This window comes from Phaeocystidibacter luteus (genome assembly GCF_008933115.1).
GTDB lineage: Bacteria > Bacteroidota > Bacteroidia > Flavobacteriales > Schleiferiaceae > Phaeocystidibacter > Phaeocystidibacter luteus.
The window spans coordinates 19,337-32,197 of the sequence record NZ_WBVO01000009.1 but is presented as its reverse complement, the minus strand read 5'-3'; the positions used below and the strand labels follow the sequence as shown (position 1 = coordinate 32,197).

The 12,861-nt window shown below is 47.3% G+C and carries 13 protein-coding genes; 9 read left to right on the top strand and 4 right to left on the bottom strand.

Going from position 1 to position 12,861, the window contains the following annotated elements; all coding sequences use genetic code 11:
• Nucleotides 1-103: 103 nt before the first annotated feature.
• A complete protein-coding gene (locus F8C67_RS10810) occupies nucleotides 104-682 on the top strand; it encodes a non-canonical purine NTP diphosphatase (RefSeq protein WP_151667866.1) in 579 nt (192 codons plus the stop codon).
• Here the strand turns inward: F8C67_RS10810 and F8C67_RS10805 are convergent.
• Genes F8C67_RS10805 through F8C67_RS10795 form a run of 3 tightly spaced genes read right to left on the bottom strand, consistent with a single transcriptional unit; the run spans nucleotide 679 to nucleotide 2,646 of the window.
• Entirely contained in the window at nucleotides 679-1,218 is a 540-nt protein-coding gene (locus tag F8C67_RS10805; RefSeq protein WP_151667865.1) for an RsmD family RNA methyltransferase, read from the bottom strand. The two genes, F8C67_RS10810 and F8C67_RS10805, sit on opposite strands and share 4 nt — an antisense overlap.
• Nucleotides 1,209-2,048, bottom strand: a complete 840-nt coding sequence (locus tag F8C67_RS10800) for a DUF3822 family protein (RefSeq protein WP_151667864.1) — start codon at nucleotides 2,046-2,048, stop codon at nucleotides 1,209-1,211. The genes F8C67_RS10805 and F8C67_RS10800 overlap by 10 nt, the downstream gene beginning before the upstream one ends.
• The gene (locus F8C67_RS10795) at nucleotides 2,032-2,646 is read right to left on the bottom strand and encodes a hypothetical protein (protein ID WP_151667863.1); all 615 of its coding nucleotides are present in this window, start codon (nucleotides 2,644-2,646) and stop codon (nucleotides 2,032-2,034) included. Before F8C67_RS10795 ends, F8C67_RS10800 begins: the two co-directional genes overlap by 17 nt.
• Before the next feature lie 107 nt (nucleotides 2,647-2,753).
• On the opposite strand from F8C67_RS10795, the gene F8C67_RS10790 reads away from it, so the two are divergent.
• The 7 genes from F8C67_RS10790 to F8C67_RS10760 all read left to right on the top strand — a co-directional run bounded on the left by F8C67_RS10790 (nucleotide 2,754) and on the right by F8C67_RS10760 (nucleotide 8,922).
• The gene (locus F8C67_RS10790; RefSeq protein ID WP_151667862.1) at nucleotides 2,754-4,178 is read left to right on the top strand and encodes an ATP-dependent DNA helicase; all 1,425 of its coding nucleotides are present in this window, start codon (nucleotides 2,754-2,756) and stop codon (nucleotides 4,176-4,178) included.
• 15 nt (nucleotides 4,179-4,193) lie between these two features.
• Nucleotides 4,194-4,889, top strand: a complete 696-nt coding sequence (locus tag F8C67_RS10785) for a YjjG family noncanonical pyrimidine nucleotidase (protein ID WP_151667861.1) — start codon at nucleotides 4,194-4,196, stop codon at nucleotides 4,887-4,889.
• A gap of 62 nt (nucleotides 4,890-4,951) precedes the next feature.
• Nucleotides 4,952-5,824, top strand: coding sequence for a hypothetical protein (locus tag F8C67_RS10780; protein ID WP_151667860.1), 873 nt, complete (start codon nucleotides 4,952-4,954; stop codon nucleotides 5,822-5,824).
• Entirely contained in the window at nucleotides 5,821-6,303 is a 483-nt protein-coding gene (locus F8C67_RS10775; protein WP_151667859.1) for a hypothetical protein, read from the top strand. The genes F8C67_RS10780 and F8C67_RS10775 overlap by 4 nt, the downstream gene beginning before the upstream one ends.
• A 2-nt stretch (nucleotides 6,304-6,305) precedes the next feature.
• Nucleotides 6,306-7,607, top strand: a complete 1,302-nt coding sequence (locus tag F8C67_RS10770) for an alkaline phosphatase family protein (RefSeq protein ID WP_151667858.1) — start codon at nucleotides 6,306-6,308, stop codon at nucleotides 7,605-7,607.
• A complete protein-coding gene (locus F8C67_RS10765) occupies nucleotides 7,604-8,491 on the top strand; it encodes a hypothetical protein (RefSeq protein ID WP_151667857.1) in 888 nt (295 codons plus the stop codon). The genes F8C67_RS10770 and F8C67_RS10765 overlap by 4 nt, the downstream gene beginning before the upstream one ends.
• Entirely contained in the window at nucleotides 8,488-8,922 is a 435-nt protein-coding gene (locus tag F8C67_RS10760; protein WP_151667856.1) for a hypothetical protein, read from the top strand. Before F8C67_RS10765 ends, F8C67_RS10760 begins: the two co-directional genes overlap by 4 nt.
• Here F8C67_RS10760 and F8C67_RS10755 read toward each other — a convergent pair.
• Entirely contained in the window at nucleotides 8,919-9,317 is a 399-nt protein-coding gene (locus tag F8C67_RS10755; protein WP_151667855.1) for a DUF1761 domain-containing protein, read from the bottom strand. The two genes, F8C67_RS10760 and F8C67_RS10755, sit on opposite strands and share 4 nt — an antisense overlap.
• Nucleotides 9,318-9,477: 160 nt before the next feature.
• On the opposite strand from F8C67_RS10755, the gene F8C67_RS10750 reads away from it, so the two are divergent.
• The gene (locus F8C67_RS10750; RefSeq protein ID WP_151667854.1) at nucleotides 9,478-12,861 is read left to right on the top strand and encodes a methylmalonyl-CoA mutase family protein; all 3,384 of its coding nucleotides are present in this window, start codon (nucleotides 9,478-9,480) and stop codon (nucleotides 12,859-12,861) included.

Below are 12,861 nucleotides of genomic sequence, written 5' to 3'. Positions count from 1 at the left end.
TCCTATTATGAATGTCGGTGAGTGGTATTATTCGACCGGTGAATGGTAATTTTGAACCGAACGTGCTTCTCCGCGTTGGTATAAGTAGATATCAATATTGAATATGAAACTAGTATTTGCTACCCAGAATCAGAACAAACTCAAGGAAGTCCAAGAGCTCATGCCCGAAGGGATTGAACTCGTATCGCTTACGGATATTGGTCACGAGGAGGAGCTTGAAGAGACAGCAATATCACTAGATGGGAATGCCCGACAAAAGGCTGAATTCATTTACCGCAAGTACAACATGAATTGCTTTGCGGATGATACAGGCTTGGAGATTGACGCTTTAGACGGAGCTCCAGGAGTTTACTCAGCCAGATATGCTGGTGCCGCGAAGGATGCTACGGCAAACATGATGAAGGTGCTTCACGAACTTTCCGGGAATCCGAATCGTGGCGCTCAGTTTAGAACAGCAATTTGCCTATTCTGGCAAGATAAGATGCACACGTTTGATGGTGTGGTACGCGGATCAATCCTTGAAAATCCGATTGGAGAAGAAGGCTTTGGGTATGACCCGATTTTTACGCCAGAAGACGAGACGCGTAGTTTTGCCGAGATGTCTTCGAAAGAAAAGAATGAAAGAAGCCACCGAGGCAGAGCTATTGCCAAGCTAGTGGATTGGCTTGCCGAAAACGCTTAGTCTTCTTCGCCGAAAATGGCAAAGTGCACGCTGCCGTATTTGCGTTTGTCCAATAAATCGGGATGTTCGCTAAAATCTAGGTTTTCGCCATGCTCCAATACGAATACCCCGTGCTCTTTTAGCAAGCCCTTTGATAACACCGCTTCAATGAGCGCGTCATGACCGTCCCAATCATACGGAGGATCGGCCACAATAATATCATACTTATCGAGTGTTCTTTGCGCAAACTTCAGGGCATCACCCTTGAGTACTTTCAACTGATCATATCCCAATTCAGCTGCCGTCTTTTCGATGAAGCGCACACAACCGTTGTGTATATCTACCGCGGTAATTTTCTCCGCATCGCGTGAACCGAATTCGTAGCTGAGGTTACCCGTGCCAGCGAATAGGTCTAGAACAGTAACTTCAGAGAGGTTGTACCAGTTCATGAGGATATTGAACAGGCTCTCCTTGCCGAAATCGGTGGTTGGGCGAACTGGAAGTTTGGTGGGTGCAGTGATATGTTTGCCGCGATGTTTGCCGCTAATTATACGCATGAGTGCAGGTGAATGAGTGGCGCGTATTGACGCAGTTGTGATTGTGGAATGGCTGCGGTACTGTGAATCTGGTTCAGGTTCTCAAGCCATTCTACGTTGCGAACGTACTTGTCAAAGCTCTTCCACAAGTCGTCGTTTTCTAATATCCCTCCCGTGAGTTTCAACGGAACTTCGTCGGGATGAAATTTCAATTGCTCGTAGGCGTATAGTACAAAGTAGAGTTTATCTTCTTTGGTTTTCGCCACGAATCTATTGTGAAGCTGAAGCTTGCCATTAGAAAAGGCCAAGATATCTACGTACTCCTTTTCGAGGTGTAAGTAAACGTGTTCTCCTGGTCTGGTTTTCCAATGCCTTCCCAGCGACAATGCATCCGAAGCTGGCTTTGGAAGTAGGATGGGTGCTTCGAGTGCTTCGGCGATTCTCTCTAGTACGGGAGGAATGGGAGAATGGATGAGTACGGCTTCCAATTCGGGGACAGGTGTTGCAATCGCATTGTTGATCCCAAGTAGCTTGGAGCCGAGTTGAGTGGTTTCAGACTCGAGGAAGAGCTCTTGAGGAATCCAAGTGAAGCGCTCCACATCCCAGCCTAGTTGGTACGACTTGAACGTCTCGTTGAACTGGTTGAGTAGTTCTAGTCCAGATTCGGGACGATTGTCCAGTTCATAGTCCACTAAGAGCATAACCCTGCCGGAGGAGGCATGGGCCAATGAAAAAGAAAGTCCACCCTCCGTATGGAAGATGGACAACACGCCTTCAACGGCGGATAATTGTTCTATGGCGTCGTCGATAAACTCGGCGCGCGTGGAAATACTCTTACTTCCAGTTACCACTCAAAGTTGGTTCTGTAAGTGATCCGATGATCAATTCAGCATTTTCATCGATGAAGTAAGCGTACTGGCCTTTAGCGATTAAATCGTGGTAGATTTTGTCGTACCCAGCTTTCACTTCGAAAACAGGAACTTCAACCCCATTTCTGTCGATTACAGATGCGTCCATTTCAAACTCCACATTATCAGAGTAAGGTATGTATCGCATGCGCGCTTCGGCGTTGTATTCTGATGTAAATAGGCGCTCTTTTACGCTTTCAGTACCGATTGTGCGGTAGATTACGGTGTCCACATTCATATCTGTACGGTACACTTCGTTGTAACGCATGAATGAAGAATCCTTTCTTGTGCGGATGTCAACCATACCCGTGTCAACGTAACCAATGAGTACGTCGAGGTCACCAGTATACTGACCATTCTCTTGCTTGTAAAGTTTTTGAGCTTCGCGGATGTCTTCGAGGCTTGTGATTACATCGGCAAAGCGACGCTTCTCAATTCTCTCAAATTCAATCGGTTCCATTACAACACGGTACGTCTTGTAGGCTAGGAAGCCAGCTAATACCAACAAAGCGGCACGAATAGCATAAATGACATTCTTCATATTCTCAGATAAGAGTGGGTTATGAACGCAGACAAAACTACGATTTTTTTTCAACGCTGAAAGTTGTAAAAGCTGTGTTCTGACCGTTAAATTGCCACTATTCCGATATGGCTATAACTTCCGATGAAATAAGAGCTCAGCTCAGCAGCAACTTTCCATTTACACCAACGCAGGATCAGAACGTTGCGTTGGGTAAAGTTGCCGAGTTTTTGTCCGACAACCGGACCGATACCGCCATGATTCTTCAGGGGTATGCCGGTACGGGGAAGACTTCCCTCATCCGGTCTTTCGTAAAAACGCTTCCTTCATTGGATATTCAAGTTGTACTGCTCGCCCCAACAGGTAGAGCGGCCAAGGTGATGGCGCATTACGCCCAAACGAGAGCCTTCACTATTCACAAAGCCATCTACATTCCGCAGCGTTTACCAGGAGGTGGAATGGCCTTTACCATTCGGCCCAATCGCGCCTCGAACACCTTGTTTGTGGTCGATGAAGCCTCAATGATATCCGATAGCACCCTCGATGCACGAATGACGGGTGGCTCATTGCTGGAAGACTTGCTTCGATTTGTGAGCATGGGGAAGGGAAACAAGCTCATGTTTATTGGCGATACGGCGCAGCTTCCGCCCGTTCATTACGACACATCTCCTGCCCTCAATCCGACCGTTCTCGCTGGATATGGAAGAGATGTTTACTTCACAGAACTCAGGCAGGTCATGCGTCAGTCGGAAGAATCGGGCGTGCTTCGCAACGCTACCTATCTGAGAGAATTGCAGAAGGAGCACAATCCCAAAGTGCTACTCCAAGAGAATGCGGATGTACATCGCTTGTATGACGGATATATGATTGAAGAAGCTCTCAACAAAGCGAATGATGAAGGAGTGGATGAAGTGGTAGTGGTAACGCGTTCGAATAAGCGGGCAAATTTGTACAATCGACAGATACGATCGCGCGTGCATTGGCGGGAGGATAGAGTCGCAACCGGTGATTACCTGATGATTGTCAAGAACAATTATTTCTGGTTGCCCAATTCTCACAAGGCGGGATTTCTAGCCAATGGTGATGTGGTGGAGGTCCTTCAAATCAGAAACGAAATGAGCATACATGGCTTCACCTTTGTTGATGTTACGCTCAGGCTTCCCGATTATCCCGATGAAGAACCTTTTGAGTCGAAGTTGATGCTAGATGTACTCGATCTGGAGGGACCTTCCCTCGATCGAGAAATGAGTAATCAGCTGTACGAAGGCGTGCAAGCAGATTACAGCGACATCCCGTCGAAATCAAAAAGAATGGAGCAAGTGAAGAACGACCCCTTCTTGAATGCATTACAGGTAAAGTTCAGCTATGCGGTAACGGGGCACAAGGCGCAAGGTGGACAATGGAACCACGTGTTTATCGAGCATCCTTGGACGCCGGATGGAACCATTGATTTGGAATACTTGCGATGGCTCTACACTGCCTTTACACGATCGAAGAGTCAAGTTTATCTTTTGGGATTTCCGAATGAATTCTTTCCAACTCAGAATCCATAATCCGACCTTTGTGAAATGCACGACATCTCACACCTGTTTTTCGATCTAGACCACACCCTTTGGGATTTCAAGTTAAATAGCCGCGAAACGCTTTCGGAGCTCTTCCATGAATTGCGTCTACAAGAACATGGCGTTCGCGACGTGGAAGCTTTCATTGAAACCTATGAAGAGGTGAACGACGAAAAGTGGGCCGCTTATCGGGCCGGTACTATCGATAAGGAGACGCTGAGAAAGACGCGCTTTAGCTCAACACTCAAACGCTTTGAGGTGGAGCATCCGGAAATGTCGCAACACATGGAGGTAGAGTACATCAAGCGCTCTCCACACAAGACCCGACTATTCCCTGGCACTTTAGAGGTATTGGGACAACTTCAGGAAAAGTACGAGATGCACATCATTACGAATGGGTTTTCGGAGGTGCAGGATATAAAAATGTCGAAGTCTGGCCTTAAACCTTTCTTTAAATCCGTAATCTCATCTGAGATGGTAGGAGTGAATAAGCCCGACCCGAAGATTTTCCTTCACGCTCTGGATAGTGCCAATGCAAAACGCAACAGATCGGTTATGATTGGCGATAATTTGGAAGCGGATATTCGAGGAGCGCGACGCGTTGGAATGCATCAGGTGTTCTTCAATCCAGAAGGCCAGAGTCACGCAGATAAAATCTCAGCAGAAATCCACTCTATGCCTCAACTGCTAGAATTGTTCTAGTAGGATGTGTCTGACAGAATGAAAGGACCCTTTTTGTACCTTTCGTTTTCAACATGCGCTAGATGAAGAGGAGTTTTAAAGTATTGTTTTTTACGGCCTTGACGTCGCTCGTCTTGCTCTCTTGTGAGCAGGAGGTTGTGAATGTAGTCGGTGGAAATAATCCTCCCGAAGATCCTACCGTTTCGTTTCAACAACGCGATCGATACATTGAGCGCGTATACATTACCCTACTAGGTAGAAAGCCTGATACAGCGGAGCACAGCGCGGCACGAACCATCATCGATGAAAACCCTCGGGATAGCGCGCAGAGGTTCACATGGCTTTCAAGTATCATGTCTAACCGCTCTGTAGCCGTCAAGCGTTGGGACGATATCCGATCCGAGCTCCTCGAGAGTGTAGACACCACAGAGATAAGCAACCTTATATTTTCTCTTCAAATCTTAATGCAGGGAGCCCCTCCAGAGCAACAGTTCATTTATCAAGCTGAAATAGATCGACTCCAGCGAATCCAATACGTGCCAGACAGTCTATTTGCAGGAGTGTACTCCACTCGTGATGCGCATCGCTACGCGGTTGATAATGCCATTTACGACGACATTAATATGGGCGCAGAGAACTTTGTAGTTTCTGTTTTCGATCATTTCCTGTACCGCTATCCCACTCAATTTGAGCTAGAATCTTCGAAAAGAATGGTAGAGGGATTTCGCGATGTACTCTTTCTTCAAGGAGGCGAAGGCAAGCAAGATTTCCTCGAGATATTTTACAACTCAGACGGGTACGTGGAAGGTCAAATTAGATACGTCTACCTGAATTATTTGTTCCGTGAACCGACGTCATACGAAGTTACCACAGAGCGAGCTAGGTTCAGTGCTGATTACGACTTTGAGGAGATGCAAATGCGCATATTGTCAACCGATGAATACTTCTTCCTATGAGAGTGCTAGTCGTTTCCCTACTGTCAATTTTCGTCCTGATTTCCTGCAAGGAAGTTGAGGTGAATCAATATGAGGTAAATCCAGTAGGGGTCACTTCAGGAGGCGCGGATAAATCGCAATTGAAGTCAGATTTGCAGCTTTTGAGCATCATGTTCAGCGATGTGTTCGGACGCGCAATTTCACAGTCTGAACTTCAAGACCTCGCCGATACCTACAATTCATTTGGAGATAAGCAGGTGATTATCGATCGCTTGACATGGCGTTTTTTAAACGACGCTTCGGCGCAATTGCCTACCGACACCGAGTTGCAGACGGATCCGGCTGGCGTGATAACGTCCCTGTATGAAAGATACTATTCGCGCACACCGGGCGAGATGGAGGTATGGTATTATCAAAATTGGTTGAGCGACAACCCGGATTTAGGTGTTTTGCACCTGGCCTTTGTTCTGCTTACAGCCGATGAATACAAATACTACTGAGCATGGAAAGAAGGAACTTTTTAAAGAAGACTGCACTCGGTAGCGTTGGAATGTTGGCCGCTCCATACATTCTACCCTCGGGTAGACTGTTTGCAGCAACAGGTGCCAGAAAAGTGAACCACGTGGTATTCTGTTTGTTCGCAGGTGGCGTCCGAAACTGGGAGAGTGTTCAAAAGGCAGAAGGTAACCTGATGCCAAACATCCTTTCAGGAAATGAGGCCATTACGAACGACATCGCCAGCAGCATGTCGGCTCTACCAAGTTCACCGTTATCAGCTCCCATGCAAACCATGGGTACGTTGTTCCGTGAGTTCAGATTTTCAGATGGACCAACCGGTCATTACAACGGTCACACCACGGCAATTACAGGTCAGCATACAAATACCGCACTCAATCTAAGAGCTGCGCCCGAATGGCCAACGGTATTTGAGCTTTACAGAAAACACAGCAACCCAGCAGCCTCAGCAACGAATGCGTGGTGGGTGTCGCACACCAACAACCTGTACCCATTGTTGAACTACAGCTCACACCCGAGTTATGGTCCACAATACGGCGCGAATCAAATATCGCCCAACCAGCTCTTCTCGAACAGTGGCTTGAACGCATTGGGGAACAGCTATGCCATTGACCCAGATGTGGCCGAGGAGCTCGACCGACTTCGTCACTTTACCAATGCGCAGTTTGACGTTCCATTCAGCGCAGCAGCAGGTTTGGAGAATTCGAAAGAGGGGAGAGATCAAATTCAAGCATTCATAAATCGCATGGTTCAAGAGGCCCAAGGTGGCCAGCACAACAATCCATGGAACATTCCGAGTGGAATGAATGGCGACATGCGAAATATCTTCTACGCCGAACAAGTGTTGGAAGAGTTCAAGCCAGAGCTCCTCGTTGTGAACATGTTCGGAGTGGATGTAGCCCACACCAACTTTACGGAATACTGCAACAACCTACGCAGAGCCGACTGGGCCGTTGCCCACCTATGGGATACCATACAGAATACGCCGGGATTGGCGAATGATACACTACTTATCGTCGCACCAGAAATTGGACGAAACGCCAATCCGAACACCATTCTCGATGCAAACGGCAGACCGGCACTCGACCATACCACGGATGATGCCGTGAGCAGGGAAATCTTCTGCTTAATGCTCGGCCCATCAGGTGTTGTGAATACCGGCAACGTGGTCAATCAAGTAACAGGACAGAGCATTGATATCGTTCCAACTATCGCAGACGCACTAGGGTTCCTTCCAGAAACCAATGGAATACTTCCGGGGCGTGTGCTTCAAGAGGCATTTGTATGATGAAGTTGATGCGATATACCGTCATTTTTGGAGCGCTCTTCACTTTTGTGATGTGTACGACTGTTGAGGACCCTACCGAGAATCCTTTCTCGAACAACGATGACACAGAAACGCCTCCAGGAGAGCCGGATCCTCGAACCATTCAAGGATTACATAAGAACATCTTCGCGGTTAAATGTGCCAACCCTACTTGTCATGACGGTTCTTTTGAACCCGATTTTCGAACGGTTGAATCGACCTATCAGACGCTGGTGTATCATCCTGTAATCAAGAATACAAATGATGAAGCGTACACGTATCGTGTTGTGCCGAATGACCATGGTGCTTCTTGGTTATATGAGCGTTTGATAACGACGGATGATGTTATAGGCCGAATGCCTCTTTATGCGCAGCCGCTTACGGAAACAGAGTTGAGTTGGGTGCGTGATTGGATTAATGATGGGGCGAAGGATGCGGATGGCAATGTCGCAGTTTTTCCGAACCAGCCTCCTACGGTCACGGGTTTTGCCTTATTCAATTCTCAAAGTCAACGAATTGATACTGCCCGCATGAACGGACAGATTTCACCTTTGATTCTGCCCAACAATGAAGCTGTTACCATGTATGTGTTGGTGGAAGATGACTCTACTTCGATCCAAAATCTACTTGTGCGCGAAGGGAAGTTTTCCGGTGATGAATATGACTTTTCGAATGCTATCGTGAAGCAGGCTCAGCCCTTCGCGGGGATTGCGCATGGCTTGACCTTCAATACCAATGAATTTACTCCAGGTGATACCGTGTGGTTTAGGTACTACGTGAAGGATCCGGAGAATCCGGTGGTGGAATTTCCAAATGATCAATCGCCGTTCTATTTCAGAATCATTTCATCCTTTGTTGTGCAATGAGAAAACTGTTGTCCATACTGATACTAGCGGTTGTTTGGGGCTGCGGAGAGGATGTTGCGTTCGAAGAATCGCCAACGATTGATTTAGTGAAGATTGGTCCGAGTACGGTTGTTGAATTGCAAGACAGCATCTACATAGAAATCTCCTACGAAGATGGCGACGGAGACTTGGGAGAAAATGCACCAGATGCGAAGAACTTCTTTTTGCGAGATGAGCGGATTGACCTCACGTATCTGTACAGAATATCGGAACTCGCACCATCGGGGAGCGATGTGCCTATTAAGGGCAAGCTAATTTTGATTCTCCCCAACACGGTGATCACCAATGGATCCACGCAAGAGGAAGTGACCTATTCCATTTGGGTAAAAGACAGAGCCGGCAACAAGAGTAATACCCTCACTGCCGGCCCCATTACTGTTGTTCAGCCTTAGTTAAAAGCTGCCAGAATCATTGAGATAATAATAATGCCGATTATCCAATAGGCGCCATTTACGAAGATGTAGGCAAAGCCTCGTCGCTCGTACATCGCGGTGGTTCCCATTGCGGGGAGAATAATTCCCAGTCCGAGATACAAGCCCATGCGAGCCGCTACCGCGATATCGTCTGTACCATGAACGAAATAGGTTGTCATAATAGCCATGGCTAGTGCTAGAATGAAGCTCACACCGAAGATTTTGCCCATTCCCGACATATCCTTCATTTGCTCGTCGGACAAGCCCGCAGCCTTCTGCCACATGGTTCCAAATACCTTGGGGTTATACCAAATGAATCCCAGAACGAAGGTTGAAAGTGCGGCGACAATAACCGCTATCCAGTTGATTTCCATAGTGATGATGAGTTAGGGTTGTTGGATTCTGATTGACTTCAAACAGTTCCATTTCGGTAAGTTAGAAAAATCTGAGATGTTCTGAACTGAGTAGAAGTTGTTCCGTTTTTTACTCGCCTGCCGAAGCCCTATCTTTGCGCAGCTACAGAAAATCCGACAGATGGAATCAATTAAGCCCTACAAGCCAAAACATAAAGTTCGTATCGTCACCGCAGCCTCGTTGTTCGACGGTCACGATGCGGCTATCAATATCATGCGACGTATCATGCAGTCATCTGGCTGTGAGGTAATTCACCTTGGTCACGACCGCAGTGTTGAAGAGGTTGTAAATACCGCTATTCAGGAAGATGCCAACGCCATTGCGATGACTTCTTACCAAGGTGGTCATACCGAATACTTCAAGTATATGTACGATCTGCTCCAAGAGAAGGGAGCTGGACATATCCGCATTTTCGGTGGGGGTGGAGGAACTATTCTTCCAGAAGAAATTGACGAACTTCATCAGTACGGAATTACGCGAATTTATCACCCAGACGATGGTCGCTCAATGGGCCTTCAAGGGATGATTAACGACCTCATTGAGAAGTCGGATTACGCCATTGGTGAGAAGCTCGAGAACGAGCTCGACCGTATCGAAAGCAAAGAGCCACTCGCACTTGCCCGCTTGATTAGCGCGGCAGAGAACTTCCCAGAGGAAAGTAAATCTGCCTTTGATGAAATTCACGAAAGAGCAGCCAAGACTGATATTCCCGTTCTGGGCATCACCGGTACGGGTGGAGCAGGTAAGTCTTCTTTGGTGGATGAACTCGTTCGTCGTTTCGTGCTCGATTTCGAGGACAAGAACATTGCGGTTATTTCTGTAGACCCGAGTAAACGCAAGACGGGTGGCGCATTGTTGGGTGACCGCATCCGAATGAATGCCATCAACCACGAGCGTGTGTACATGCGCTCTTTGGCTACTCGTCAGAGTAACCTTGCGCTCTCCAAGCACGTAGCTGAAGCAGTGCAGGTGATGAAGGCTGCGAAGTTTGACCTCATCATTCTTGAAACTTCTGGTATTGGTCAGAGTGATACCGAAATCCTCGACCACAGCGATGTTTCACTCTATGTGATGACTCCAGAATACGGTGCGGCTACACAGCTCGAGAAAATCGACATGCTCGATTTTGCCGACCTTATTTCATTGAACAAATTTGATAAGCGCGGTGCACTCGATGCCCTTCGCGATGTGAAGAAACAGTATCAGCGCAACCACAATTTGTGGGATAAAAAGGCTGATGATATGCCGGTATTCGGCACAATCGCTTCCCAGTTCAACGATCCTGGAATGAACCAGCTCTACCGCACCATTATGGATACGATTGTAGAGAAGACAGGCGCTGAATCGCTCAAAACTGAGTTCACCATGAGCAAGGAGATGAGCGAGAAGGTGTATGTGATTCCGCCAAATAGAACGCGCTATCTAAGTGAGATTTCTGAGAATAACAGAAGCTATGACGACTGGGTAAACAAGCAGGTTGAGGTTGCAGATAAGCTCTACGGACTTCAGCGCAGCTTGGAAACCATTGGCGAATCAGATTTAGAAGATAAAGACCGATTGCTCAAAGGTTTAACTGAGCAAATGGAAAAGACTAAACTCGATCTTGACCCACACAATTGGGAAGTTATTCAAGGTTGGGATACAAAGCGCGAGCGCTACAAGGCCGACGTGTACACGTTTAAAGTTCGCGATAAGGAAATCAATGTGAAGACGCATTCAGAGTCGCTTTCGCATTCGCAGATTCCTAAGGTGGTAACTCCGAAGTACAAAGGCTGGGGAGACATCTTGCGCTGGGTACTCCAAGAGAATGTCCCAGGAGAATTCCCTTATACTTCAGGTATTTATCCGTTCAAGAGAGAAGGTGAAGATCCAACGCGTATGTTCGCCGGAGAGGGCGGTCCAGAGCGTACCAACAAACGTTTCCACTACGTGAGCTTGGACATGCCAGCAAAGCGATTGTCTACGGCTTTCGACTCAGTAACGCTTTACGGACACGATCCGGCTCGTCGCCCTGATATTTATGGCAAAATCGGTAACTCAGGTGTGAGTATCTGCTGCTTAGACGATGCCAAGAAACTCTACTCTGGGTTTGATTTAGCCGATCCGAAGACGTCCGTATCGATGACTATCAATGGTCCAGCGCCGATGCTCTTAGGTTTCTTCCTCAATGCTGCTGTAGATCAGCAATGTGAGAAGTATATCAAAGAGAATGGCCTAGAGGCTGAGGTTGAAAAGGTGAAGAAAGCCAAGTACGACGACCGAGGAATTGATCGTCCGAAGTACAACGGCGACATTCCAGAAGGTAACGACGGACTCGGCTTGATGCTCTTGGGCGTGACTGGTGATGAAGTGTTGCCGGCCGATGTTTATAACAAGATCAAGGCAGAGACGATTTCAGTGGTTAGAGGTACAGTTCAGGCGGACATCCTCAAGGAAGACCAGGCTCAGAACACATGTATTTTCTCTACGGAATTTGCCCTTAGATTGATGGGGGATGTTCAGAGTTACTTCATTCAGAACAGAGTAAGAAACTTCTATTCCGTTTCAATTTCGGGATATCATATTGCAGAAGCTGGAGCAAACCCTATTACGCAGTTAGCCTTTACCTTGGCAAATGGCTTTACGTATGTAGAGTACTACTTGAGCCGTGGAATGGACATCAACAAGTTCGGACCAAACTTGAGCTTCTTCTTCAGTAATGGAGTAGATCCAGAATACGCGGTTATTGGTCGCGTTGCGAGAAGAGTATGGGCCAAAGCGCTCAAGAACAAGTACGGTGCAGATCCTAGAGCACAAATGTTGAAGTATCACATCCAAACTTCGGGTAGATCGCTTCACGCTCAGGAAATCGACTTCAACGATATTAGAACTACGCTACAGGCGTTGTACGCGATTTACGATAACTGTAACTCGCTTCATACCAATGCATATGACGAGGCAATTACCACTCCAACAGAGGAGAGCGTTCGTCGTGCCATGGCTATTCAGCTCATCATCAACCGCGAGTTGGGATTGGCGAAAAACGAAAATCCGATTCAAGGCTCGTTCATCATCGAAGAGTTGACAGATTTGGTGGAGGAAGCAGTGTTGACAGAGTTCGACCGAATTACAGAGCGTGGTGGTGTTCTCGGTGCGATGGAAACCATGTACCAGCGCGGGAAAATCCAGGAAGAATCACTTCACTATGAGACCTTGAAGCACAACGGTGATTACCCAATCATTGGCGTGAACACCTTCCTGAGCTCCAAAGGTTCACCAACGGTATTGCCAAAGGAAGTTATTCGTGCGACGAAGGATGAGAAAGAATATCAGATTGAGATGCTCGAAAGCCTTCACAAAGCGAATGAAAAGAATGCGGCAGAATCCCTTCGCGAAATTCAGTCGGCAGCTGTCAACAACGAAAACATCTTTGAGGTCATCATGAAGGCGGCTAAGTTCTGCTCGCTGGGTGAACTCACACAATCGATGTTCGAGGTAGGAGGTCAGTACCGCAGGAATATGTAA

Excerpts from the sequence above, each read along its gene's own strand:
- F8C67_RS10760 (WP_151667856.1), top strand. The coding sequence starts at position 8,488 with ATGAGAAAACTGTTGTCCATACTGATACTAGCGGTTGTTTGGGGCTGC.
- F8C67_RS10810 (WP_151667866.1), top strand. The coding sequence starts at position 104 with ATGAAACTAGTATTTGCTACCCAGAATCAGAACAAACTCAAGGAAGTC.
- F8C67_RS10775 (WP_151667859.1), top strand. The coding sequence starts at position 5,821 with ATGAGAGTGCTAGTCGTTTCCCTACTGTCAATTTTCGTCCTGATTTCC.
- F8C67_RS10790 (WP_151667862.1), top strand. The coding sequence starts at position 2,754 with ATGGCTATAACTTCCGATGAAATAAGAGCTCAGCTCAGCAGCAACTTT.
- F8C67_RS10770 (WP_151667858.1), top strand. The coding sequence starts at position 6,306 with ATGGAAAGAAGGAACTTTTTAAAGAAGACTGCACTCGGTAGCGTTGGA.
- F8C67_RS10750 (WP_151667854.1), top strand. The coding sequence starts at position 9,478 with ATGGAATCAATTAAGCCCTACAAGCCAAAACATAAAGTTCGTATCGTC.
- F8C67_RS10795 (WP_151667863.1), bottom strand. The coding sequence starts at position 2,646 with ATGAAGAATGTCATTTATGCTATTCGTGCCGCTTTGTTGGTATTAGCT.
- F8C67_RS10805 (WP_151667865.1), bottom strand. The coding sequence starts at position 1,218 with ATGCGTATAATTAGCGGCAAACATCGCGGCAAACATATCACTGCACCC.
- F8C67_RS10755 (WP_151667855.1), bottom strand. The coding sequence starts at position 9,317 with ATGGAAATCAACTGGATAGCGGTTATTGTCGCCGCACTTTCAACCTTC.
- F8C67_RS10780 (WP_151667860.1), top strand. The coding sequence starts at position 4,952 with ATGAAGAGGAGTTTTAAAGTATTGTTTTTTACGGCCTTGACGTCGCTC.
- F8C67_RS10765 (WP_151667857.1), top strand. The coding sequence starts at position 7,604 with ATGATGAAGTTGATGCGATATACCGTCATTTTTGGAGCGCTCTTCACT.
- F8C67_RS10785 (WP_151667861.1), top strand. The coding sequence starts at position 4,194 with ATGCACGACATCTCACACCTGTTTTTCGATCTAGACCACACCCTTTGG.